This window comes from Streptomyces sp. NPDC051173 (assembly GCF_040689515.1).
Lineage (GTDB): Bacteria > Actinomycetota > Actinomycetes > Streptomycetales > Streptomycetaceae > Streptomyces.
Genome location: NZ_JBFBBD010000021.1, coordinates 78,970 through 100,563, shown reverse-complemented (window position 1 = coordinate 100,563; position 21,594 = coordinate 78,970). Strand labels below are relative to the sequence as shown.

The window sequence follows — 21,594 nt, the reverse complement described above, 5'->3', positions numbered from 1 at the left end:
GGAGCTTCGTTGTGTTCGTAGCGACGCCCCGACGGATCGTCACCCCGTTGTGACCAGCACTTCCGCGTGATCACCAGGACTTTGAATCAGCCCTGGCATGTAACCGCTGTCGGCCATTCCTACGGCTCCCTCACCGTGGGTCAGGCGTCTCAGCAGCCCGGCGGCATACCTGCTGATGACATCGTTCTGCTCGGCAGTCCCGGTGTAGGAGTCGACAAGGCATCCGACTTGGGGGTGGGAAGGGATCACGTTTTTGTCGGTGCTGCGGACAACGATCCAGTCTCAAGGGCCCCCAGTCCGAAGAAGGGTGCTGCTGGACTCCTGGGAACCATGATCGGCGGACCGCCGGGTGGGCTCCTCGCGTATGAGTTGGTGGGGGACGACGATAAGAATTGGTTCGGTCAAGATCCGGCGAGTGAAGGTTTCGGTGCCCGTCGATTCCGAGTGAATGACGGTCCGCGGCCTGTTATCCATGGCGATCCGTTCCCAGCTCACTCGGGATATTTTGATCCGGATCGAGATCCATATTCGGCGCGCAATATTGGCGTCATAGTGGCTGGGCATCCCGAAAAATCACAACGGAGAAGCCGAGATGAAGTATCGATTGATTGCTCTTCTGGCGGGGGTCTTGGCCTTGTCCGGCTGTGGGGCGACTGGTGACGGAGTGAAGGGTGAGGTGATTCGAATGAATATGCAGCAAGGGGCGGAGTTTTCTGACAAGGTTCTCGACGAGACATTGGCAGCCGTCGCTCCACCGGTCAAGTGGACGCATGGCGAAACAACCGACGGGAGCTGTCGCGGTTCCAACACCGGATCCATCACCCGTCGGCGTGCCGTCATGACCCTAATTTCCGAGCAGCGGCGCGGAAATTTTCTCGGTGTCGTTGAGCGCTACTGGAAGAGTCGTGGTTACGAAATCACCGATACTGCTGCGGACAAGGAGTTCCCTGCGATATTTGCTTCAGCGCCGGGGGATTTCCGTATGAGTCTGGAGTTCGGTGACAAGGGGCAGGCGTTCTTTGATGTCACCACGCCATGCTTGCAGGAGTCGGAGGTGTCGCCTCCGAAGAGCGAGACCAATGGCCCCAACTATGCTGGTTCCGAGATCCCCTACCCGGACCAGCGGTCGGACTTCTGGTCGGCGGGGACTCCGATGCCGTCCTCGACTCCGTCGAAGGAAAGCCACTGACCAAGTAAGGGCGGGTGTGGGGTCACCTTCGTTGGTAATGGTGGCCTCGCCCAAGTAGGTGCCCCGACAGATGTGGTGAGGTTACCTGCCCCTGCCGCCCGGCTACCGCCTCGAGTAATCCACTACGCAAGCGATCGCGAGGATCAGGCCCAACAGCCCGATGCCTGTCAGAGCGAGGACTCTGAGTACCGCCGCATCGTCCAGCATCTCCCTGACCGCCCCGCCGAAGCCGCCGACCGACGCGCACACTCCGAGCACGAGCGGGCGATGCCCCAGAAAGGCGGACCCTGGCCTTGCCGGGCGCTTCCGCTGGTTATGCGACAGGTCGCCCTTCTTGAATGACACGCTCCCGGTCTATGCGAGATGGTCGAGTTCGCCGCGCTTGGCGGCCTCGATCAGGTAGCGGAGGCTCTCACGGGTGGTGGTGATCAGCTCGTTGGGGCGGGCGGTTTCGCGGAGTATGGGGGTGCCGTCGGTGGTGTGGCCGATCTGGATGCAGGCGTTGCCGCCATCGCCGCCGCAAAAGGGAGTCTGCCACTGGATCTGGGACATGGTGGGCCTTTCAGAGTTCGTTGGCAATGGACTGGATGAGGTCACGGGACTTGCTGGCGGGCAGCGAGGTGTCCTGCGTGCTGTCGAGCAAGCGCTGGTAGTTCTTCAACTGCGTCTCGGAGTCGACGAAGATGGATCCGTGGAAGCTGTCCAGCTGCACTGTGTCGAGCTGGGGCACCGGGCCGTGAGCGTAGAACATGGGCTGACCAGGCCCGGCGAAGCCGCCGGCGCTGAAAGGCACGACTCGGATGGTGATGTTGCTGCGGTCGCTCATGTCGAGGAGATGAGTCAACTGGTTGCGAGCTGTCTTCGGCCCGCCGAACTGCATACGCAGAGCCGCTTCGTGGATGATCGCGGTGTACTCCGGGGGGTTTTCGCGAAGCGTGAGGATCTCCTGTCGCCGCATGCGGTGAGTGGCACGTAGCTCAACCTCCTTTGCGGGGAGCGAGATGAGCGACTTCTCGAACGCTGCGCGTGCGTACTCTGCCGTCTGGAGCAGGCCCGGCATGTGAACCATGAGGAAGACGCGCAATGCGACGGCATGGTACTCAAGCTCGGCGATGTCCTGAAAGCTTGCCGGAAGAGCCCCTCGGTACGACTCCCACCAACGGTGAGGGCCCCGCTCCTCCGCCATGAATGTAAGAGCTTCAACGAGTTCGCTGTTCGGACAGCCGTAGTTGACGGCGAGCTTGCGTACGCGGTCGGTGCTGATGCCGAAGCGCCCGGACTCGATGTTCGGGATCCGGGTGCGGTCAACGCCCAGTAGGGACGCGGCCTCCTGCGTCGTTACGCCTGCGGCTTCACGCATCCTGCGCAACTCGTTGCCAAGTCGGCGTTGGCGAACCGTCGGGGTGCTTCTTGGGGGCATGTCACCTCTCTCGGGATACCTCAGACAGTCTGCCCGTGTGCGGGGGCGCCGATCCACTAGTAACAGATTTTTACGGTCAGGTAGCACTGTGTGCCTGCAGTGGGCTACCTTCGGTGTTGCTTGGCTCACACGCAGTGGCGCCGGAAGTGCACCGCGCGAGCATGCCCGCCTTCCCTGGGTGGGTGTGTGCCGCGCTCAGGGAGGCGAGCCACCGTCCCGCCCGCGTGCGAGAACTCCGCTACCCCCCAACGTGCTTGGAGTGACCGCCATGAGCAACAGCTCGCTCTGCCTGCCCGGCGAGATTCAGCCGCAACGCCTCGCCCCCACCCCCACCAACCTCAACTACTCGCTCGGACTGCCGGGCGGCGCGTACTGCCTGTCCACGGCGCGGACCTTCGTGCGGCGCCTCCTCGACGATCACGGGCTCGGCGACCTGACCGAGCTTGCGGTGCTCTCGGCATCGGAACTCCTCGGCAACGTCTGCCTGTTCACATCCGGCGGAGAGGTGAACCTGTCCGTGCGGTGGCGGTTCGGCGTGCTTCGCCTGACCGTGTTCGACGATCACCCCGCGCACGAGGGGGATGTGATCGGCGCGTGCCGTGAGCGGCGGCTCCAAGCTCTGTCCATGCTGCAGGCGTTCGTGGACGCCTGTGACGGCATCTGCGGGCTGGCCGAGGCGGGCGGGCTGCTGGCAGGGAACAAGATGTGGGTCGTCTTCACGCGGGAGGCGGCGAAACGCTATGCCCGACTCTGAGGCACGCATCAGCTCCGGCGGGTAGCTGTACCCAGCCGGTGAGTGCCGACTGCTACCCAGGCCTCGACAAGCAGCGCGATCGCGGCGCTCCAGGCCGGTGGACCTGCCCCAACTGCGGAGCATGCAGTCCCTATCAGGAGCCGTCGAGGATGGCCACGGAGATCACGGCGGAGGAGCTGGACGTGAACACGATGGCGTACGACGCGCCGTCGTCCTGTTAACCCCAGTACCCCGAGATCATCCAGAACCCGAACCCCTGCCTCACCCAGAGGAGGCCGCCTGTCGCGAGCGTGATGAGGAAGCCGAGGACGAGGCCGGCGAGGGCTGTGCCGCCATTGGTCGCATGGCCGCGCCGCGCCCTGTCGACGCCGACCACGCCGTAGAGGGCCGCGACGGCGCCGACTGGGATCGCCAGGAAGATCAACCAGACCGAGCAGACCATCAGGAGGGCCGTCAGACTGAGCACCAGCGCCGTCGTTCCGGCGCCGTTGTTGTCGTCCGGAGCGGTCAGGCGCCGGTCGGATGGGAAGGTGTCTCGCTTCGGCATGCCTGGACCGTACGAGCGCCGGGGAGCGGCGGGCATCGGGTCGGGTACTCACTCTGCGAGTGCGCGGGTAATCACAAGGTTGTGAGCGAATCAGGCAGTGGGTGACGAGGCTTGGCCGAGGCCGGGCGCTGGTGCCTGGATAGGGGTCTGCGCTGAGGGTCGGCGGCGACGCGCCGAGCGCGGTGGCTACTCTCGTCTGACCACCGATCTTGACTGCAGGGGAGCAGACTGTGCGTACCGCCACCGTGACGGCCGAGGGTGACCAGATCCGCTGGGTGGAACTACCGGGCCAGGAGCCGCCCCGCGTGTACATGCACGGTTTGGGTGCGACGTCGCCTGCCTACTTCGCCGAGGTCGCGGTCCACCCTCTGTTGGCCGGCCGCCGTTCGCTGCTGATCGACTTGCTCGGGCACGGCATCAGCGACCGGCCGACGGGTTTCGGCTACACCTTGGAATCGCACGCCGACGCTCTCGCAACAGCCCTTGATTCTGCAGGCGTCACCGGCGCCGAGCTGATCGCGCACAGCATGGGCGGCTCCGTGGCCATCGTCCTGGCCGCCCGCCATCCCCACCTGGTATCCCGCCTGGTCTTGGTCGACGCCAACCTCGACCCGATCCCGCGCACGCCCGGCTCCAGCGGCAGCAGTGGCATCGCCGCGTACTCCGAGCAGGAGTTCCTGGCAGGAGGCTGGAAAGAGGTCCGCGACCGGGTCGGCTCCCACTGGTGGTCCACCATGCGCCTCGCCGGCCGGGAAGCCCTCCACCGCAGCGCCACCCATCTCATCCGCGGGACCGTTCCCACCATGCGCGAACTCCTGCTGGACCTGAAGATTCCCCGCGCCTACCTGCTGCCCGAGGCCGACGGTCCGCTCCCGGGCACCGACGCACTCACCCAAGCCGGCGTGTCCGTCGTCCCGATCTCGGACTGCGGCCACAACATCATGCTGGACAACCCCCAAGCCTTCGTACGCGCCACCGCGGCGGCGCTCGCGGACCATGACCAGCCGTAGCCGGCACGCGGGCAACTTCGGGGCGTGGCGTGGAGCAGGCCGCACGGGTTCCTCGTGTGTGACGACGAAGAAGTGGGCCCGTGCGATCATGTCCCATCCTGCCTTCACGGGCATCTCCCGTGCACACCTCAGCGGTCTGCTCAAGGAGTTGGCCGGTCCGCGGGCCGCGCTGTGCGAGTCCGCGCTGGACAAGCGGCGCGGCGGTGGCCGCAGGCAGCGGCCGGGCGCCGGACCGAAGCGCGACCTGGTCTTTACTGACCGGGTGCTGGTTACCCTGGTTCACCTACGGCATCAGCTCCCGCACGCTTGACCCGGTGCGTCGAAGGGGTTCGCAACCCTCAAGTCCGCTTGGCGGCACGGCGATACCGACGCAGGCGCGGCCGCCCGGAGGGAGATCGTCGCGCATTCCGATGCGGCATACGCCACGTAGCGGGCGCGGCGCCCATGGCAGGCTTGTCGCCATGGACGAACAGTCATGGCGCCCCCACGCCCTGCCCGGCGAGCCGTATCACACCACTGATACCTGTAGTGGGTGCGGATCGGTCGTCCAGGGGATCCATGGGCGGTGGACCTGCCCCAACTGCGGGACGTGCAGCCCCTATCAGGAGCCGCCCGAGGGGTGGGCCACGGAGATCACGGCGGAGGAGCTGGCCACCAATACCGTGGGGTACGACGGTCAGGACGAGGGGTAGGCGTCGCGCAGGCCCTGGATCAGCCACACCAGGAAGCCGAGCGTCGAGATGGTGACGACGGAGCCGATGGTCAGGCCGGCGCGGGCCATGCGGCCGTTGCTCGCCTCGCCGCGCTTCGCCCTGCCGACGCCGATCGAACCGCAGACGATCGCGGCGATGCCGACGGGGATGGCGAAGAGGAATCCCCTGACCAGGCAGGTCATCAGAAGGGCCATCAGGCCGAGGACCAGGGCGGCGACCCCCGCGCCGTCGCGGTCGTCGGGGGAGGGCAGGCTCTGGTGGGCGGGGAACATGGCGCGCTTGGTCATGACCGGACCGTACGGCCGCCAGGGAGCAGCGGACATCAGGCCGGATACTCATTCCGCGGGTGCGCGGATACTTACGCGGAGGCCGTGACCGGAATCGAACCGGCGTAACTCGCTTTGCAGGTTCGTTCCTGCTGTCTGGGCGGCTGTACGCCAACGTTCATGACCGTTCGCGGCGGGGATTTCGTGCCCCGCTGGACGAGTTATGAACGTTGGCGTACTGCGGTGAACGAGACGGCAAATGAGACGGGATCGTGCACGCGCCGGGGGCTGCCCAGCGCCAGCTGGACCGTCTAGTCGAGCAGGTGAGCGTTCACGGACCGGGCTTGCTCCGCCAAATCGAGGAGCTCCACCACTGTCACTCCGGCGGCCCGCAGGTTCTCCACGCCGACGCAGTTGACGAAGGTGGTGGGCTCGCGCCACGCGATGGCGACGCGACGGATCCCGGACTGGAGCACGAGCTGGCTGCACGTCCGTGGCCTCGACTTGCGCTGCGAGCACGGCTCCAAGGTGCTGTAGAGCGTGGCCCCGGCCAACCGTGAGTCGTCCGAGGCGAGTTTGGCGAGCGCTGCCTCTTCGGCGTGTACGTGTGGGTCGGTCTCACGCGAGAAGCCGCGCGACATCTCGTTGCCGTCCGCGTCAACGATGATCGCTCCTACAGAGAATGCGCCATTGGCCGGCGGGCATTTGCGGGACAGCTCGATAGCTTCAGCCATCCAAGAACGGTCTGCTCCGGTGGCGACGTCGTGGCTCATACGGCGTTCTCCTGCTTGGGCAAGTAGCGGAGTAGGACGACGTCGCCGATGGTGCGCGTCTCCGCCAGAGTCATGCGGTGGGCGGAGCCGCCAGGGTAGGTCGCCGGGTTCAGGAAGCGGGGTGCATCGGCGTCGCCGACGATCAGGGGAGCGATGGCGAGATGGATCTCATCTGCCAATCCCTGAGAGAGGAAAGCGGTGTGGATGGACCCGCCACCTTCTACCATCAGTCGCTGGATCCCGCGCTCGCCCAGATCATCGAGTAGCTTGCCGAAGTCGATGGCCTCTCCGAGCGAGACCACGTCAGCCAGGCCGTCGAGCCGAATACGGAGCTTCTCCTCTCCCGTGTTGGTGGTGTAGGCGACCTTCGAACCCCCGTGATGCCAGAACTTCGCCTCTGGGTCCAGCTCACCACTGCCTGAGATGGTGACCTTCAGGGGATATGCGGGAAGGCCGCGGGTGACACGGTCAGCGCGGCGCTGTTCGCTGTTGACCAAGAGGCGGGGGTTATCGGCCCTTATGGTGGCGGCGCCAATAAGGATCGCGTCGGACTCCGCGCGGACCTGGTCCACTCGGTCGAAGTCCTCCGTGTTGCTCAAGAGAAGACGATCTGCGCTCGTGTCATCGATGTAGCCGTCGACGGAGGTGGCGACGCTCAGCAGGACATATGGGCGGGGCAAGGTGTTCTCCCGTGGTCGTTGCATCAAGGGCGGAGGGTGGAGAGGGTTATCCCGCCTCATGGAGTACAGAGGCGTTCAGCGAGTCATGAAACTCGCGCACAGACGGCGCTGCGTGCCATGACTGGAGGCGGGAGTCGAGCTGTGCCAGCTCCGACAGGATGCGGGCCGATCCGGTCTCGTTGCCGATGGCGAGTGCTTGACGCCCGACGACTGAGGCATGCTCTGCATCTCCGGCGCCGGCGTGAGCCAACGCTTCCCGGGCAAGGTAGACGCCCCGGTCGCGGTGGTATCCGGCAGGCAGGGCGGCAATCGCCGTGCGAAAGCCGTCGGCTGCGGCGCGGTGGTCGCCCAAGATGGATAGGCTGCGGGCGCGGTGGACGTCGATGTACGCATCATCGAGCCAGACCCCCCAGGTGGATTCCGGGTTGAGATCCCCGTGGAGTAGCTCCCTCGCGTGATCGAATGCGCGCAGGCTTTCCTTGCTGTCCCCGCGGAGGGCGTACCCGTGAGCGGCGTACGTAGCAGCAACGGCAGCCAGGCGCGTGCCTGGACGGGCAGCGTCCTCCGCAGCTTCTGCGACGTCGACAGCTTCCACCGCGTCCCGCATGTCGCCGGCCAGCTGGCTTTTGCGCGCCAGGATAAAGGCCGTCAGATCGGGGTCCCCTGCCATGTGTGACCACTGGAAGGCCCGGTCGGTCCAGTATTGCGCCGCTCGATGATCTCCCGCGTCCTGGTGGAACCAGCCGCACAGTTCGGCGAACTGAGTCTGCACCTGGAGTAGCTGACGACGGTCGGCGCCGCGCTTTCCTTCGCGTAGCGCCGTTATGACGTTGATCTGTTCCTGAACTTTCGGGATCAGCTGGCGGGGGCCGAAGAGGTTGTCTGAGTCGATGAGTACGCGGCGGATCGCCTGTAGGTGCTCGACAGGATTGCGGTCCGAGACGGGGACCTGTGGCAAGGAGGGGCTGGCCTGGGCGAAAGACGCGCCGGCGACGCTCGCAGCGGCGGCGCCGATCCCTCCCAGGAAAAGCCTGCGAGGCAGGGACACGAAAATGATCCTTCCGTCGGACGTACGGCAGGGGATAGCGACCCCCTCTTCGTCCGACAGTGCCTGGGGGCTCGGGTTGTCAGCCAGGCCTGGCTGGCCGTTAGCCACATGAGGCCCCGCTTTAGCCACATAGCCACGGGCCAGAGCCGCGACGTCGACGCCGCTTCGGACCTGCCGGTACAGGCTGACTAAGACGCCCCCGGCGTCCAGGGCCTTGTCGTACGCCTCCACCAGAGCCTCTGACGGGGGCTGGCTACCCCTCTCGGCGCGCCCCATATAGGAGTAGTCGTACCTGATGCGGGCCTTTAGCTTGGCCAGGGATAACCCGCGCCGGTCGCGCCAATCACGCATGGCGGAACCAAGGAAGTGCCACGGACTCGCGTAGGGCGTCAACTCGTTCGGACGCTGTCCCATGAGTCCACCTCCATGTGGCCATGTGGCCGCTCAAGGGCGGCCACATCGCTGCCCTGTTGGTCAGGCCTGTGCCATCGCTACAAACGACGAGGGCACCAATCTATCGACGTCGTTTAGAGCAGGAGGAGCGACCGTGACATTGACGGCTGCTGAGCGGCACGAGCTGTTGACGGCCTTACACCAGCTCTCGGCGGACGTGCGCGATCTGGAGCGGCGGATTGAGCGAACAGCTCAACTCGTCAGTGAGGCTGGACCGAGCTCTCCAGCTGCTGAAGCCGGTCGTCCATGCGGGCAAGGTGTGCCCGCAGTGACTCGATCTCTCGCATGATCGTCACAAACTCCGAGCTGGGGCCCTGCTCTCCTTGTCCCTCTGCTTGTTCGTTCACGAAGTAGCCCCGCGTCGACTCGGCGCGGACGAAGCCACGCTTGGCGAGCAGCTGTAGCGCCTTGGTGGCAGTACCGGCGGCGACCTCGAAGCGCTCCGCGATCTGGCGAACGGCCGGCAGCTTCTCACCTGGTTTGAGCTTGCCCGAGACGATATCCGCGCGGAGGGCATCCGCGATCTTCTCGTTCACCCGGCGTGCGTCGTCAGGGGTAGGCGTCATGCCTTGATGCTAACCGGCCCCTCATTGATCCAATCGGCACTACTGACACAACCTCTTGTGCTGGTTGTATTGGTCGTGCTAGAACAGTGGTGTTGGTGGACGGCCCGGGAGTTCGGGGCTCCAGCCAGCACAGAGAGTCCGTCGTCGGGCTGTTCTGACCTGCATAAGTACCTGATCGCCGCGCCGATGTGCCCCGTGTAAACGGGAGCCCTGATTAGGGGTTACCGCGCACCGTCGGGAGCGTCTGTTCACTTGAAAACTGAACAGTGTGATGAGTTGACGGGGCATAAGTCCCGTCCCCGCAACGGCCCGGGTGACGGCCGCTGGCGGCCACTTCGTGGCAGGTGAACGTGTCCTGTCCTGCGTGTCAGCTCTGGAGAAGCGCTCTTGGGGAGCATGCCTTCATCACTGGAGGACAGCGCCTTGGGTGCCACCTGGTACGCGCCGCCCTGCTGGCGTCAGAGCAGTGACGATGACGCACCCGCTTTTCCCGGCTCGGGGCCGGTGCCCGTGGCAACGGCGCACTGGTGAAGCCGTGTCCCTGCTCTTGGCGGGAGGTCGGTGTGAACCGACGACATACCCCGGCGCTGCCGTGATGGACCGGCTGGCGGCGCCGCTACAACTTCCGGTCCGACTCTGCCCTGCTGGGTCCGCGGCGCTGTGGTGCCGCGGCCGGTTGCCTCCGCTGCTCGTCTCGTACGAGCAGCGCTGAGGGGAGCCGGACCATCCGATCCGAACCCTTTGGGAGACGTCGTGATCGCAACGCTGATTGCCGTACTGGGCACGCTCGCCGGTGCGTTGGTCGCCGGGTTGATGCAGCACTTGACTGCGAGCCGCACCACCCGGGCGGCGCAGATCGAACGGCGCCGTCAGGCGCTCGCTGAGGCGGTCCCGGCGCTGCTGAGCGCTCTGGTCCGTCACCGCGAACAGCAGTATCTGAAGATCAAGGCCCGCCGGGAGGCTCTGGCCGACACGGTGGAGGCCCGCCAGGCCCGCTACGCGGCCCGCTCGGCTGTCACGTCCGCCATGGACACGCTGTACATGGCCACGGTCGATGCTCGTCTGCTGGCGGTCGCACAGGAGGCGGTCGACGCGGCCATGGCGCTTGGCGACGTGCCGGCCGATGAGCTGGACGTGGCCGGGCTGCGCGCCCGCCAGGCACACACGGCACTGCGCGAGATGGGTTCCACCGCCCTCTACGCCTGATCTGTTCCATCAGCCGCTCGCCATCCGCAGGGAGTGACCAGCATGACCTCTCCGGCTGCCATCACCTTCGCCGCCGTGTTTGTCGCCTTGTACGTCGCGCACAGCGTGGGCGACCACTGGGTGCAGTCCTCGCACCAGTCCCTGAACAAGGGCCGTACGGGCTGGGTCGGCCGTCTCGCGGACGCCCGGCACGTCGCCACGCTCACGCTCACCAAGGTCGTGTTGCTTGTGCCCGTGGCTCTGCTGCTGGACCTGCGTCTGTCCGTGTCCGGCATCGTTGCCGGGCTCGGGGTGGATGCGGTCTCGCACTGGTGGGCCGACCGCCGCTCCACCCTCGCGTGGCTGGCCAAGGTCACCGGCAAGGGCGAGTTCTACCGGCTCGGGTCCCCGCGTCCCGGCATGGGCGACAACCCGAGCCTGGGGACCGGCGCCTACGCGCTGGATCAGAGCTGGCACCACCTGTGGCTGCTGGTCGCCGCGCTCATCATTGCCGCCGTCTGACGGCACCCCACTTCAACGGCGCGGCCCCGGTGCTCGCAACACCGGGACCGCTGTTCGGGCCGTTCCAACCTGTGAGAGGAGCACGACCCATGCTCGACGTTACAGCAGGTCATCCCCCGGTGAGCAGCGCTGATTCGGACCGTCTCTCGGAGGTCTTCGCCCTGCACTGCGGGGGTGTCCAGCGGTTCATCCTCAACCGTCTCGACCGCCCCGACTGGCACCTCGCGGAGGACCTGACCAGCGAGACGTTCCTCCGTCTGGTCCGCGGCTACTCCGGCCGCCCCGTCGACGGCCGGGTTGCCGGTCTGCTGAGGACGCTCGCCCGGCACGTCATCACCGATCACTACCGCCGCCAGAGCGCGGGGGAGAGGGTGACGGACTTCGGCGACTGGTTCGAGGCCCGCCAGCTGCCTGCGGCCCCGGCAGCCGAGGAGCGCGCGGTCGAGCGGATGACCGCCCTAGCTGCGCTCGCGGCCTCTCCGGTGCTGGGGGTGGCGGCGTGAGTGACCGGCATTTCACGATCGCGGGCAGGCGGTCGCCTCACCTGGCGACGCGTCCTGCCGGGGTGCTGGCGTTCGAGCCGGCGCCGGACCCTGGCCTGACCGGCGCTCTGTGCGCGCAGGTCGAGCCGGAGCTGTTCTTCCCCGAGTCCGGTGACAAGCAGACCGCCGAACTGGCGCGGGAGATCTGTGTGCGCTGCCCGGTGGCAGCTGCGTGCCTGGCTGATGCCCTCAGGGCTGAGGAGGGACAGAGCCACCGGTCCCGCTTCGGTATCCGTGGTGGGACCAGCCCGGAACAGCGTTCCTGGCTCTACCTCCTCTCGCGCCAGCCGGAGGAGGCCGCCGTGGCGGCCCGGCCGCCGGTCGTGGTTCCGGCCCGGCCGAAGCGTGAGCCCGTCAAGTGCGGTACACGGCGTGGCTATCAACGTCACCGCCGTAACGGAGAGGACGCGTGCGCACGGTGCCGCTCAGTCAACTCCGCGGCTGACCGCCGACTGCGCAGCACCGGGACCACGAAGGAGGCGGCGTGATGGCCACCATCAGTGCACCTGTCGCGGCGGCGGAGTTGGGTGTGTTGCTGGAGGAGTTGCGGGCCGCGCAGCCGGGGCGTGTTCTGGCTGAGCAGCGGCACCAGTTCCTCGACCTCGACCCGGACCTCGTCCGGGAGGACTACACCCGTCCCGCTGGCTTCCGTGTGGAGCGGCCGGTGAGGGTGCCGGCGTGGAGTCTGGCTGTTCTGTCGCGGTCCTGCTGCGACTGGACCGTGGGGGGCAGGGGCAAGGGGGCGACGGCTGCGGCTCGTTGGAAGGTGTTCGTCAGTCTTCCCGGGAGCGTGGCCAACTGGCCTGAGCACCGCTGGCCCGCGTCCCGCCGTTACACCGTTCCTACGCCTGCTGAGCGCGCCGGGGCGCTGGCCTCGCTGGGGTGGCAGGTGGCGCCGGGCGAGACGTGGGGGTGGTCGGAGGACGCGGGGGCGGACTTCCACGGTCACCCGGCAGGGGTTGATCTCCTGGCTTCGGTTCAGGTGGTGCCGCTGGTGGGCGCGGGGGTGAGGGCGTGAGCTTGCTCCTGCCGGTGGCGGCGACGGCTGGTCCGCTGGCGGTGGGCTGGTCGGTTCATGGTCTGTGGTTCCGGAGGCAGATCGAGCGGGCGCGGCGTGACCCGCTGACCGGCCTGCCCGGCCGCACCGCCTTCCTGGCCTGGGTCCGCAGGATGCGGGCCCAGGGTCTGGTGCTGGTCTGGGTGGACCTCGACCGGTTCAAGGTCCTGAACGACACCCACGGGCACGCCGCGGGGGATGCGGTGCTGGTCACCTCAGCTGCCCGGCTGGCGGGGTGGGCTGAGCACCATGGCGGGTACGCGGCCCGGCTGGGCGGTGATGAGTTCGCCGCCGCCATCACCGCCCCTTCCCACCTGCCCGATGCCCTCGGTTCGTTGCATGAGGTCCTGTGCGGGTCCGTTCCTTACCGCCGGCATGAGCTGCGGGTAGGGGCGTCCGTCGGGGCGTACCGCGAGGAGGGCCTGGCGGAGTCCGGGCTGGGGCGGGCGATGCGGCGGGCGGATGAGGCGATGTACGCCGCGAAGCGCTCCGGCGGCGGCTGGTGCATCGCGCACGGGCCGATCCCGTCCATGACCACGACCAACGGCCGCCGTACCGGGCGGCGTGGCACCTCGGGAGGTGCGCGATGACCACCTGGCACCTGAACTCCGACAAGCCCCTCTACACCCGCCACCCCGAACCCCGCGAATGGATCAGTGCGTACGGCGTTCTCGCGTTCAGTGACGCGACGCTGCGGCGGTCGATAGCGGTCCACGAGGCCGGTCACGCGGTCCTGGACTTCGCGTTCGGCATTCCCGTCGCCGAGATCCGTCTGTTCGAGGATCTCGGCAAGGGCGCTGGCGAGCGTCCGGCGGCAGCGTGGGTGCGCCATGGTGGCCAGTGGAGCGTCCCCTACGTGCGCTATGTCGCCATGTGCGCGGCAGGGGAACGCGCGCAGGACCGGTGGATGCGGGAGATGGGGCTGTGGAGCCCGGAACGCGCCTGGGTGGCCGAGCGCTCCGCGGCCGACGACCGGCAGTGCGTGGTGGATGCGATGCGTACGCACATGAACCGGGAGGTCACGTTCGGCGGCCGTGTTCCGGGTGCCCTGGACTACGCCACGGTGCAGGCCGCTGCTGATGCGGCGCTGGCTCCGCTGTGGGACCGGGTGCTGCGGCTGGCCGCCGCCGTCGACGAGCACGGCGTGCTCACCGGCCGCCAGGCCGCCGGGCACGCCCGCATGACCCACCTCGCCATCCCCTGCGACCCGCCCGGGGCGGTGGCCGCGTGAGGCCCGCCACCATGAGCGCGGGCCAGATCCAGGCCGCCGAGCGGACGCTGTCGCTGGGGACGTGGAGCATCACGTTCGGGGCGGTGCTCTTCTCCGTCCTGACCGTCACCCCGCTCGTGCGCGGGGTGACCCCACCGGGATGGGGGTGGACAGCGCCGATCCTGCCCGTGGTCGTGGATGCCGCCGTCGTCATCGTCGTACGGCTGGACTCCACGGTCGCCCGGCTCGGGGGCACGGCCGGGCGGTGGCCGGCCGTCCTGCGCTGGCTGACCGGGATCATGACGCTCGCCCTGAACATCGGTGACTCCGCCCTGCGCGGCAACCTCGTCGGCGTGGCCGTTCACGCGGTCGCGCCGACCCTGCTCATCGTCACCTCGGAGGCGGGTCTTTCCTACCGCCGGGCGATCACGGTGGCCCTGGAGCGGATCGCCCGTGAACAGCGCGAGCAGCAGGACCGTGAACGGCGGGAGGAGGCCGGGCGTGAACGCCTGGCCCGTGCGGAGCGTGAACAGCAGCGCGCCGACGCCGAGAGCCTCGAACGCGAAGCCCGTGAACACACGGCCCGCCTGGAGCGGGAGCGCGCGGAGCGGGAAGCCGCCGCACGCCGTGAGCAGTGGGAACACGAGGGACGCCTCCGCCGTGAGGAAGCGGACCGTATCGACCGGGAACAGCGTGAGCAGCGGGAGTTCGAGCAGGCCCGTGAGGAACGTGAACGGGCCGAACGGGACCGCCGTGAACAGCGTGAGCGTGAGGAGCGTGAACGGCTGGAGCGGCAGCAGCGTGAACAGGATGAACAGCAGGCCCGCGCCGTTCGTGAACGCGCGGAGAAGGCCGCCCGTGAACGGGCGGCACAGGCCCGGCCGGTCGCCAGGGCGAAGCCGGTGAACACCCCCGCCCCGGTCAAGATGAACGAGGCGGACGCCCTCCAGGCCGTACGCGCCGGGCACGCTGCCGGCCACTCCGTGCGGCAGATCGCCGACCGGACCGGCTGGTCCGTCGGCTGGGTCAGCACCCGCCTGAACGAAGCCCGCACACCACAACTCCCCGCCTCGCCCGTCGACCCGCGCGACGCCCTCCCGGCCGCGCACGCGGAGAAGACGGAGGCCGCGGCATGAGCGAACCGATCGTTGCGGCAGGGCTGTTCCAGAACCAGCTCTGAGCAGGCACAACCCCACACCAGAGGTCCGGGCGGCCGCCTGTCGGCCGAGCTGTCCGGACCAGCCGCGTTCTGTCTTCCCCTGGAGGGAGCCCACATGGTCATCACGAAGGTGCGGCTTCGCCGCTGCGCCGTCCCTGCCGCTGCCGCTGTCGGTGCCGCCCTCGGGGTGCACCAGGCGCGGGAGTTGTTCGCGTACGGCGTCCCCGTGAGCGCCGCGGCCGCGAGCGTCCTGACGGTCTCCGCTTGTGTCTACGTCACGGTGCGCCAGTTCTTGGAGGCTCTGTTCGCGGAGACCCACCGGTGCCGTGTCGAAGGCTGCACCTTCCGTGCCCGCCTGACGCGCCCGGACGCGGGGGAGAGCCGCCGGTGGCAGGAGATCGCCGCCGCCCACCCCAACCACGACCGGCACTGGCCGGTTGCCTGAACCGCACGTCACGAGCCGGGGTCCCGGACGGTCGGCCGTCCAAAGCGCCGTCCGGGCCCCCTTCCAACCCCTCCGTTTCCGGAAGGAACCAGCAGTGAATCACGACGACGAAAGCGAGCTGTTCAACCGGCTCGAAGCCGACATGGCCACCGGCTCCGGGGCCGAGGTGGTGGACCTGGACAAGGCCCGCACGGCGCGTGAGTCGGCCGACTCCGAGACAAGCGGGTCCGCCGACCCGACCGCGAACGAGTCGGGCGGCGCCCCGGTGTCGGAGCCGTCGAAGCCGGGGCCGGTGATGGTGGACGGTCCGGCCCCGGCGGGGCCCGGGTTCATGGATCGGCTCAAGGGCGCCAAGCGTCGGCCGATCGTCCCGGTGTGGCTGAAGTCCACGACCGAACTCAAGGCCGCCACGGGTTGGGTGGCCGGGCACTACGGCCACAAGGCCGGGTACCACGTGCTGCGTTCCCCGGTGTACGCCGCGCGCCTCGCGCTGCTGTCGCCGCGCGGGGCCGCGAAGTTCGTCGGCGGCACGATGCGGTGGGTCGCAGACAAGGAGGGTGAGCCGGTACGTCTGGCGATGGTGGAGAAGGAGGACGCCGCCACCTATCTCAAGCTCTCCCGGCAGCGCGACGGGCGGGTACGGCTGCGTACCCTGGTCATGGTGCTCGTCTGCCTGATCGGTACAGGTGCGGCACTGGCCCTGTACGTCCTGGCGCCGGGGTGGCTCCAGACGGTGTCGGTCGGCGCACTGCTGCTGGCCCTGGGACACCTCGGGCGCCCGGAGGACGCGCCGGTCATCACGCGTGCGGTGGACCTGCCGCAGGTGCAGCGTCTGACCTCCGACATCGTGGCGAGGGCGTTCGCCGCGCTGGGGATCGCGGAGATCAACAAGCAGGCGGCGAAGGGCAAGCCGGGTGTGGAGTTCAAGGCACCGATCCAGCGCGATGGCAAGGGATGGCGTGCCGACCTCGATCTCCCCTACGGGGTGACCGTCTCCGACGTGCTGGACCGCCGCGAGCGCCTCGCGTCGGGTCTGCGCAAGTCCCTTGGATGCGTGTGGCCCGAGCCCGTGCCCGGGGAGCATCCGGGGCGGGTGATGCTGTGGGTCGGGGACCAGGACATGGCCCGGGCCCCGCAGCCCTCATGGCCGTTGCTGAAGACCGGCACGGCTTCGCTGTTCAAGCCCGTGCCGTACGGCACCGACCCGCGCGGCCGGCAGGTCGGCTTCGACCTGATGTACGCCAACTTCCTGACCGGCGCCATGCCCGGGCGGGGCAAGACGTTCGCGCTGCGCATCCTGCTGCTCGCTGCGGCGATGGACCCGACCGCTGAGCTGCACACCTGGGAGTTCAAGGGAACCGGCGACTTCTCTTCGTTCCAGCCCATTTCCCACACCTACGGCTCCGGTCCGGGCGATGACGCCACGGTCGAAGGATGTGTGGACGCCATGGAGTACGTCTACGGTGAACTCGACCGCCGCGCGAGGGTCATCAACAAGCTGCCCAAGGACATCTGCCCGGAGAACAAGGTCACCCCGGCCCTGGCGGCGAAGAAATCGCTGGGCCTGCACCCGCTGGTGATGTCCATCGACGAGTGCCAGGAAGTCTTCACCCACGAGAAGTTCGGAAGGAAGGCTGCCGAACTGGCCACGGCCATCATCAAGCGGGGCCGTGCGCTGGGGGTGATCCTGCTGCTGGGCACCCAGCGCCCGGACGCCGACTCCCTGCCCAAGGCGATCAGCGCCAACGTCGGCATCCGCTTCTGCCTTCAGGTCATGGGCCAGCCCGAGAACGACATGGTGCTGGGCACCTCGATGTACAAGAACGGCATCCGCGCCACCTCCTTCACCGCCGATGACCTGGGCATTGGCTACCTGGTCGGGGCGGGGCCGAACCCCCAGATCGTCCGGTCGTACTACATCGACAACGCCACCGCCGAGACGATCTGCGAGCGCGCCAGGACCGCCCGCGCTGCGGCCGGCACCCTGCCCGACCCGGACGCGCCGAAGAAGGACAAGCAGGCGGACACCCTGCTGGCCGACATCCTCGCCGTCGTACCCGAGGCGGAGGCGAAGGTATGGAACGAGACCGTGGTCGAACGCCTCGCGGAGCTGCGGCCTGAGCGCTACGGCGACTGGGCCCGCATGAACGGCGAGGAGCAGACCGCTCACCTGACCGCAGTCCTGAAGCCCTACGGCATCGCCGCCGGGCAGGTGGGGCGCCGCATCGACGGCAAGTTCGTCAACAAGCGCGGCATCAAGCGCGACGACATCACCAACGTGGTAGCTGAGCGTAACCGAAATCGGGACGCGAGCTGACCGTCCGGGGCTGCTATCGATAGCGCGCCCACCCGCTATCGATAGCAGCCCCGATAGCGGCCCATACGGCCACTGATCAGGCTGCTAGCGCATAGCGGCCCACCTGCGGAAACCCCCGAAAGCAGCCCCTGGAGCCCCTTCGTGCCCCCTGCCCTGCTCGCTATCGCCGCCCTGCTGATCGTCACGTTCTGTTATGCATCTCTGTGTGTGGCCAGCCCGTTCGGCAACTGCCGCAAGTGCAAGGGCTTCGGCTACGCGCTCAAGAAGGACCGGCGCGGACGCCTCAAGCCCGGCAGGACCTGCCGCCGATGCCGAGGCGACCGCAAGCGCATACGCGTCGGCCGCCACCTGTTCAACGTCGCAATGCGCCTCCACCGCGACGGCACCCGATGATCCGCCGCCTGTTCTACCTCGCGCTCGTCGCGGTCCTGCTCGGTCTCGCCGCCGACACCTGCTCCGGCCAGGACACGGGCCCGGCCGTCCCGCAGCCCGCCACCACGACCCAACTTCCCTGAAAGGGGGTCTCGCATGGCCATCACGGTCTCGCTCGTCGCCCTGTTCGGCCTGGTCCTGTTCTTCTTGCTCCGCTCCAGGACCCTCGGCTACGGGTCCGCCTTCGTCGCGATGATGTTCGGCTTCTACCTCTCCTCCACCGGCGCCGCCAAGCCCATGAACCAGCTCTCCACCGCCCTCATCAACGCCATCGGCAACCTGTAGAGGAGCCCGGCTATGGCGACTCCGTCCCTCATGGCCGCCGCCGAACTGCGCACGGCCCTCGAAGCCCACGCCCGCGGCGACCTCCCTGCCGCCATCGGCGCGCTGATGAGCATCGACACCGCCTCATGGCAGGCCATCGAAGAGCGACTCCGCTCCCTGGGCGCCGCCCTGCCCGCCCTCCTCGCCACCGCCCGGGGAGAAGCCGCATGAACCCCGATCTGATCGCCGCCGCCGTCCTCATGGGCCCGGCGGCGATCCTCGCCCCGGTCTGCATCGCCGGGCACCTGCGCCAAGCCCGCCACGACGCGACCGCCGCCGCCGTCCTCGCCACCTACCAGCCGCAGCCCGCCGCACCGCCCGAGCCGCCCCACGGCGGCGGCGAGCCCCTGGCCGCCCACCACGCCCTGCCTGCTGACCGTCTCGCCACGGTCACCCACCTCGACACCCGCCGCCGCAACCCCGCACCGAGCGAAAGGAAGACCGCGTGATCCGCCTGCGCATTCAGCGCGCCGACTGTCCCCGGCCCGCGTTCGTCCTCGCCGAGACGCCCCGGTCTGATTGCCGCACCGTCCGCGCCCCGTGGGCAGTCAACGGCTACAGCGACGAAGCGCCCTTCTGAGATCTCCAGAGGAGAAGCCCGTGTTCGAGATCCGCATCATCTGCGACCCCGCCGACACCGACAGCGTCGTCGCTGCCCTGGACGGCACGTTCATGGTCGGCATCGTGAGCGTCTACCCCACTCGGGACGGCAGGCGGAACCGCCTCTACGCCCGGGCCGACCACAAGCCCACCCCCGCCACGACCGCACAGGAACGGCCCGTGCCCACAGGGGAGTGCACCGGTACCGCGCATGCCGACGCGGACCTGTCTGCACTGTCCGCCATCGAGAATCCCAAGGAGATCTGAGCATGACCGGTACCACCTGGCTCGACTCGCGGATGCTGGCGCTCGACTTCGAGACCACCGGCACCGATCCCGACACCGCGCGCATCGTGGCCGCCGCGGTCGTCCTCGTCGGGGGCGACCAGCCGCCCGTTACCGGTACCTGGATCGTCGATCCCGGCGTCGATATCCCCGACGAGGCCACCGCGATCCACGGCATCACCACCGACCGGGCCCGCGCCGAAGGCGTCACGCCGCAGGCAGCCCTCACCGACGTGGTCAACCACCTTGTCGACCACCTCGCGAAGGGGCTTGCGGTGGTGGTGTTCAACGCCCGCTACGACCTGACCGTCCTGGACCGCGAGTGCGCCCGCCACGACGTCGACGCGCCGGCCGCCCGGCTCGGGGCCGAACTGGCCCCGGTCATCGACCCGTTCGTCATCGACAAGCACGTCAACCGCTACCGGCGCGGGAAGCGGACCCTGCCCGCGATGTGCCAGCACTACCGGGTCCGGCACGACGGCCCGCACGAGGCCGCCAACGACGCGTACGCCGCGGCCCGCCTCGCCTGGCGCCTGCCACGCGCCTTCCCCGAGCTGGCCGCGACCGAACTGCCCGTACTGCACCAGCGGCAGACCGAATGGGCCGCCGCGCAGGCCGCGAGCCTGCAGGACTACCGGCGCCGCACCGACCCGGCCGCGATCGTCGACGGCTCGTGGCCGCTCATCCCGAACCAGCGCACCGGAGAGGAACCTCCCCGATGATGACCGCCGATCCGCAGGACCTGGCGGCCCAGGCCGCCGAAGCGGTCCGCAGCCTCAACCACGCCACCCAGAGCGCTAAGGGGGAGCTGACCTACCCCGGTGACGCGTACCACCTGGTCGCATCGCTCAAGCAGCTCACCCAGCGCCTGCCGCAGAGCTTCGACCAGCTCTCCGGATTCCTTGAGGTGCTCGCCAAGACCGGCAGGGTCACGGCGGACTACGGCACGCCCGGTGACCACCTCGGCGAGGCCCGGTCGGCCCTCGCGTCTGCCGCGATCATCGCCGAGACCCTCACCGAATTCCTGGACCGCGCGCACAGCGAGCTCGCCCCGCTCGGCTACGACACCGCCGACGACGAAGAGCCGTGCGGCTGCGACTGCCCGCACCCCGAGGACTGCGACTGCGACGCCCGCGACCAGCACTAACTACGTCAAGGGCGGCCCCACCGTCTCGCCAAAGTCGCGGGGCCGCCCTTGTCCACCTGCCCAGAACAGAGCCGTGGAGGACTCCAGCATGACGCAACCGACCGACACCCGGGGAGACCACTTGCATACCGCACTCTCCCTGGCCGCCTCCGGCGTCCCCGTGCTGCCGTTGCGCGCCGGGAAGGTGCCGTTCGGCAACTGCCGCCGCTGCGCCAACAACGCGTGCGGTGGGCGGGCCAATATGAAGACCGCAGGACCGTGCTCCTGCCCAGGGCCCTGCCACGCGTGGGCCGCCGCGACCACCGACCCCGCCGTCATTACCTCTGGCGTCTGGCGTCGCGCCTGGATGCAGGCGGCGGGGGTCGCCTACCACCCGGGCGGGGCGGGGCTGACGGTCGTGGACCTGGACAACGCCGACGCGATCACATGGGCCCGCGTCACCCTGCCGGCCACCCGCACGGTCGCCACGACCCGGGGGGAACACTGGATCTACCGGGGCGCGATGCAGTCGGCCAACAAGGTGCGGGCCGACGTGGACATCAAATCCCTGATGTCTTATGCCCGCTGGCTCGGACCCGGCACCGGCACCCTGAACGACCTGCCCGACACCGTGCGCGCCCTGACCGTGAGGGAGCCCGCCTCCGTCCAGGCGACACCGCAGGCCATCACCGTGCCCGCACAGGCCGGGGACGGCCAGTGCCCCCACCGCACGCCTGCCTACCTGGAGCGCGGCATCACCATGGCGGAGCAGCGCATCACCGAGGCCACCAGCGGCATTCACAACACCGTCTACCGCGCCTTCCTCGCCGTGCTGTCCGCTCATGGCCGGTGCGGCTGCCTCACGGACGCTCACGTCACGCGGCTGTTCGCCGCCGCTCAGGCCAAGGGAGAATCCCCGCGGCACTGCACCGACGCGTGGACCAACGCCCTGACCCGGCTGGGGCTGTAGC

The 21,594-nt window shown here is 68.5% G+C and carries 32 protein-coding genes; 24 read left to right on the top strand and 8 right to left on the bottom strand.

The window, feature by feature from the left end; translation table 11 throughout:
* The first annotated feature begins 66 nt into the window (after positions 1-66).
* Positions 67-660: an alpha/beta hydrolase gene (locus AB0435_RS14640; RefSeq protein WP_366427155.1), complete on the top strand. Its 594-nt coding sequence runs from the start codon at positions 67-69 to the stop codon at positions 658-660.
* The gene (locus AB0435_RS14635) at positions 593-1,189 is read left to right on the top strand and encodes a hypothetical protein (protein WP_366427154.1); all 597 of its coding nucleotides are present in this window, start codon (positions 593-595) and stop codon (positions 1,187-1,189) included. The genes AB0435_RS14640 and AB0435_RS14635 overlap by 68 nt, the downstream gene beginning before the upstream one ends.
* A 354-nt stretch (positions 1,190-1,543) precedes the next feature.
* Here the strand turns inward: AB0435_RS14635 and AB0435_RS14630 are convergent, their stop codons facing one another.
* Both AB0435_RS14630 and AB0435_RS14625 read right to left on the bottom strand, forming a co-directional pair.
* Positions 1,544-1,741, bottom strand: a complete 198-nt coding sequence (locus tag AB0435_RS14630) for a DUF397 domain-containing protein (RefSeq protein WP_366427153.1) — start codon at positions 1,739-1,741, stop codon at positions 1,544-1,546.
* A 10-nt stretch (positions 1,742-1,751) separates the two neighbouring features.
* Complete coding sequence (locus AB0435_RS14625) at positions 1,752-2,609, bottom strand: helix-turn-helix transcriptional regulator (RefSeq protein WP_366427152.1); 858 nt, start codon at positions 2,607-2,609, stop codon at positions 1,752-1,754.
* Between the two features lie 268 nt (positions 2,610-2,877).
* Here AB0435_RS14625 and AB0435_RS14620 point away from each other — a divergent pair, with 268 nt between their 5' ends.
* Entirely contained in the window at positions 2,878-3,363 is a 486-nt protein-coding gene (locus tag AB0435_RS14620; RefSeq protein ID WP_366427151.1) for an ATP-binding protein, read from the top strand.
* Between the two features lie 217 nt (positions 3,364-3,580).
* On the opposite strand, the gene AB0435_RS14615 is transcribed toward AB0435_RS14620, so the two are convergent.
* A complete protein-coding gene (locus tag AB0435_RS14615; RefSeq protein ID WP_366427150.1) occupies positions 3,581-3,910 on the bottom strand; it encodes a DUF4190 domain-containing protein in 330 nt (109 codons plus the stop codon).
* A gap of 230 nt (positions 3,911-4,140) precedes the next feature.
* Here AB0435_RS14615 and AB0435_RS14610 point away from each other — a divergent pair, with 230 nt between their 5' ends.
* The gene (locus AB0435_RS14610) at positions 4,141-4,920 is read left to right on the top strand and encodes an alpha/beta hydrolase (RefSeq protein ID WP_366427149.1); all 780 of its coding nucleotides are present in this window, start codon (positions 4,141-4,143) and stop codon (positions 4,918-4,920) included.
* A 58-nt stretch (positions 4,921-4,978) separates the two neighbouring features.
* Positions 4,979-5,230 (top strand): hypothetical protein, encoded by a 252-nt coding sequence (locus tag AB0435_RS14605; RefSeq protein WP_366427148.1) that lies wholly within the window; start codon positions 4,979-4,981, stop codon positions 5,228-5,230.
* A 366-nt stretch (positions 5,231-5,596) separates the two neighbouring features.
* Here the strand turns inward: AB0435_RS14605 and AB0435_RS14600 are convergent, their stop codons facing one another.
* The 5 genes from AB0435_RS14600 to AB0435_RS14580 form a co-directional block, all read right to left on the bottom strand.
* The gene (locus AB0435_RS14600) at positions 5,597-5,920 is read right to left on the bottom strand and encodes a DUF4190 domain-containing protein (protein WP_366427147.1); all 324 of its coding nucleotides are present in this window, start codon (positions 5,918-5,920) and stop codon (positions 5,597-5,599) included.
* 290 nt (positions 5,921-6,210) lie between these two features.
* Positions 6,211-6,633, bottom strand: coding sequence for a deaminase (locus AB0435_RS14595; protein ID WP_366427146.1), 423 nt, complete (start codon positions 6,631-6,633; stop codon positions 6,211-6,213).
* Positions 6,634-6,668: 35 nt separating this feature from the next.
* Positions 6,669-7,352, bottom strand: a complete 684-nt coding sequence (locus AB0435_RS14590; protein ID WP_366427145.1) for a RibD family protein — start codon at positions 7,350-7,352, stop codon at positions 6,669-6,671.
* A gap of 46 nt (positions 7,353-7,398) precedes the next feature.
* Entirely contained in the window at positions 7,399-8,814 is a 1,416-nt protein-coding gene (locus AB0435_RS14585; RefSeq protein WP_366427144.1) for a helix-turn-helix transcriptional regulator, read from the bottom strand.
* A gap of 239 nt (positions 8,815-9,053) precedes the next feature.
* A complete protein-coding gene (locus AB0435_RS14580; RefSeq protein WP_366427143.1) occupies positions 9,054-9,389 on the bottom strand; it encodes a winged helix-turn-helix domain-containing protein in 336 nt (111 codons plus the stop codon).
* Positions 9,390-10,172: 783 nt separating this feature from the next.
* Here AB0435_RS14580 and AB0435_RS14575 point away from each other — a divergent pair.
* From AB0435_RS14575 to AB0435_RS14485, 19 genes are all read left to right on the top strand, one after another.
* A complete protein-coding gene (locus tag AB0435_RS14575; RefSeq protein WP_366427142.1) occupies positions 10,173-10,625 on the top strand; it encodes a protein kilB in 453 nt (150 codons plus the stop codon).
* Positions 10,626-10,667: 42 nt separating this feature from the next.
* Complete coding sequence (locus AB0435_RS14570) at positions 10,668-11,126, top strand: transcriptional regulator (RefSeq protein WP_366427141.1); 459 nt, start codon at positions 10,668-10,670, stop codon at positions 11,124-11,126.
* 89 nt (positions 11,127-11,215) lie between these two features.
* Positions 11,216-11,629: a sigma factor gene (locus tag AB0435_RS14565; RefSeq protein ID WP_366427140.1), complete on the top strand. Its 414-nt coding sequence runs from the start codon at positions 11,216-11,218 to the stop codon at positions 11,627-11,629.
* Positions 11,626-12,156 (top strand): WhiB family transcriptional regulator, encoded by a 531-nt coding sequence (locus AB0435_RS14560; protein WP_366427139.1) that lies wholly within the window; start codon positions 11,626-11,628, stop codon positions 12,154-12,156. Before AB0435_RS14565 ends, AB0435_RS14560 begins: the two co-directional genes overlap by 4 nt.
* The gene (locus tag AB0435_RS14555; RefSeq protein ID WP_366427138.1) at positions 12,156-12,686 is read left to right on the top strand and encodes a DUF6303 family protein; all 531 of its coding nucleotides are present in this window, start codon (positions 12,156-12,158) and stop codon (positions 12,684-12,686) included. Before AB0435_RS14560 ends, AB0435_RS14555 begins: the two co-directional genes overlap by 1 nt.
* Entirely contained in the window at positions 12,683-13,315 is a 633-nt protein-coding gene (locus AB0435_RS14550; RefSeq protein ID WP_366427137.1) for a GGDEF domain-containing protein, read from the top strand. The genes AB0435_RS14555 and AB0435_RS14550 overlap by 4 nt, the downstream gene beginning before the upstream one ends.
* Complete coding sequence (locus AB0435_RS14545) at positions 13,312-13,956, top strand: hypothetical protein (protein ID WP_366427136.1); 645 nt, start codon at positions 13,312-13,314, stop codon at positions 13,954-13,956. Before AB0435_RS14550 ends, AB0435_RS14545 begins: the two co-directional genes overlap by 4 nt.
* A gap of 11 nt (positions 13,957-13,967) precedes the next feature.
* Positions 13,968-15,071, top strand: a complete 1,104-nt coding sequence (locus tag AB0435_RS14540) for a DUF2637 domain-containing protein (RefSeq protein ID WP_366427160.1) — start codon at positions 13,968-13,970, stop codon at positions 15,069-15,071.
* Between the two features lie 138 nt (positions 15,072-15,209).
* Complete coding sequence (locus AB0435_RS14535; protein WP_366427135.1) at positions 15,210-15,539, top strand: hypothetical protein; 330 nt, start codon at positions 15,210-15,212, stop codon at positions 15,537-15,539.
* A gap of 94 nt (positions 15,540-15,633) precedes the next feature.
* The gene (locus tag AB0435_RS14530; protein ID WP_366427134.1) at positions 15,634-17,856 is read left to right on the top strand and encodes a cell division protein FtsK; all 2,223 of its coding nucleotides are present in this window, start codon (positions 15,634-15,636) and stop codon (positions 17,854-17,856) included.
* 141 nt (positions 17,857-17,997) lie between these two features.
* Positions 17,998-18,249 carry a hypothetical protein gene (locus tag AB0435_RS14525; RefSeq protein WP_366427133.1) on the top strand — a complete coding sequence of 84 codons (252 nt, stop codon included), beginning with the start codon at positions 17,998-18,000 and terminating at the stop codon, positions 18,247-18,249.
* The gene (locus AB0435_RS14520; RefSeq protein ID WP_366427132.1) at positions 18,246-18,371 is read left to right on the top strand and encodes a hypothetical protein; all 126 of its coding nucleotides are present in this window, start codon (positions 18,246-18,248) and stop codon (positions 18,369-18,371) included. Before AB0435_RS14525 ends, AB0435_RS14520 begins: the two co-directional genes overlap by 4 nt.
* A gap of 13 nt (positions 18,372-18,384) precedes the next feature.
* Positions 18,385-18,573, top strand: a complete 189-nt coding sequence (locus AB0435_RS14515) for a hypothetical protein (RefSeq protein ID WP_366427131.1) — start codon at positions 18,385-18,387, stop codon at positions 18,571-18,573.
* Positions 18,574-18,585: 12 nt separating this feature from the next.
* The gene (locus AB0435_RS14510; RefSeq protein WP_366427130.1) at positions 18,586-18,783 is read left to right on the top strand and encodes a hypothetical protein; all 198 of its coding nucleotides are present in this window, start codon (positions 18,586-18,588) and stop codon (positions 18,781-18,783) included.
* Positions 18,780-19,061 (top strand): hypothetical protein, encoded by a 282-nt coding sequence (locus AB0435_RS14505; RefSeq protein WP_366427129.1) that lies wholly within the window; start codon positions 18,780-18,782, stop codon positions 19,059-19,061. Before AB0435_RS14510 ends, AB0435_RS14505 begins: the two co-directional genes overlap by 4 nt.
* Before the next feature lie 151 nt (positions 19,062-19,212).
* Positions 19,213-19,479 carry a hypothetical protein gene (locus AB0435_RS14500; RefSeq protein ID WP_366427128.1) on the top strand — a complete coding sequence of 89 codons (267 nt, stop codon included), beginning with the start codon at positions 19,213-19,215 and terminating at the stop codon, positions 19,477-19,479.
* Positions 19,480-19,481: 2 nt separating this feature from the next.
* Positions 19,482-20,219, top strand: coding sequence for an exonuclease domain-containing protein (locus AB0435_RS14495; RefSeq protein ID WP_366427127.1), 738 nt, complete (start codon positions 19,482-19,484; stop codon positions 20,217-20,219).
* Positions 20,216-20,644: a hypothetical protein gene (locus AB0435_RS14490; RefSeq protein WP_366427126.1), complete on the top strand. Its 429-nt coding sequence runs from the start codon at positions 20,216-20,218 to the stop codon at positions 20,642-20,644. Before AB0435_RS14495 ends, AB0435_RS14490 begins: the two co-directional genes overlap by 4 nt.
* A gap of 88 nt (positions 20,645-20,732) precedes the next feature.
* The gene (locus AB0435_RS14485; RefSeq protein ID WP_366427125.1) at positions 20,733-21,593 is read left to right on the top strand and encodes a bifunctional DNA primase/polymerase; all 861 of its coding nucleotides are present in this window, start codon (positions 20,733-20,735) and stop codon (positions 21,591-21,593) included.
* The last annotated feature ends 1 nt before the right edge of the window (position 21,594 follow it).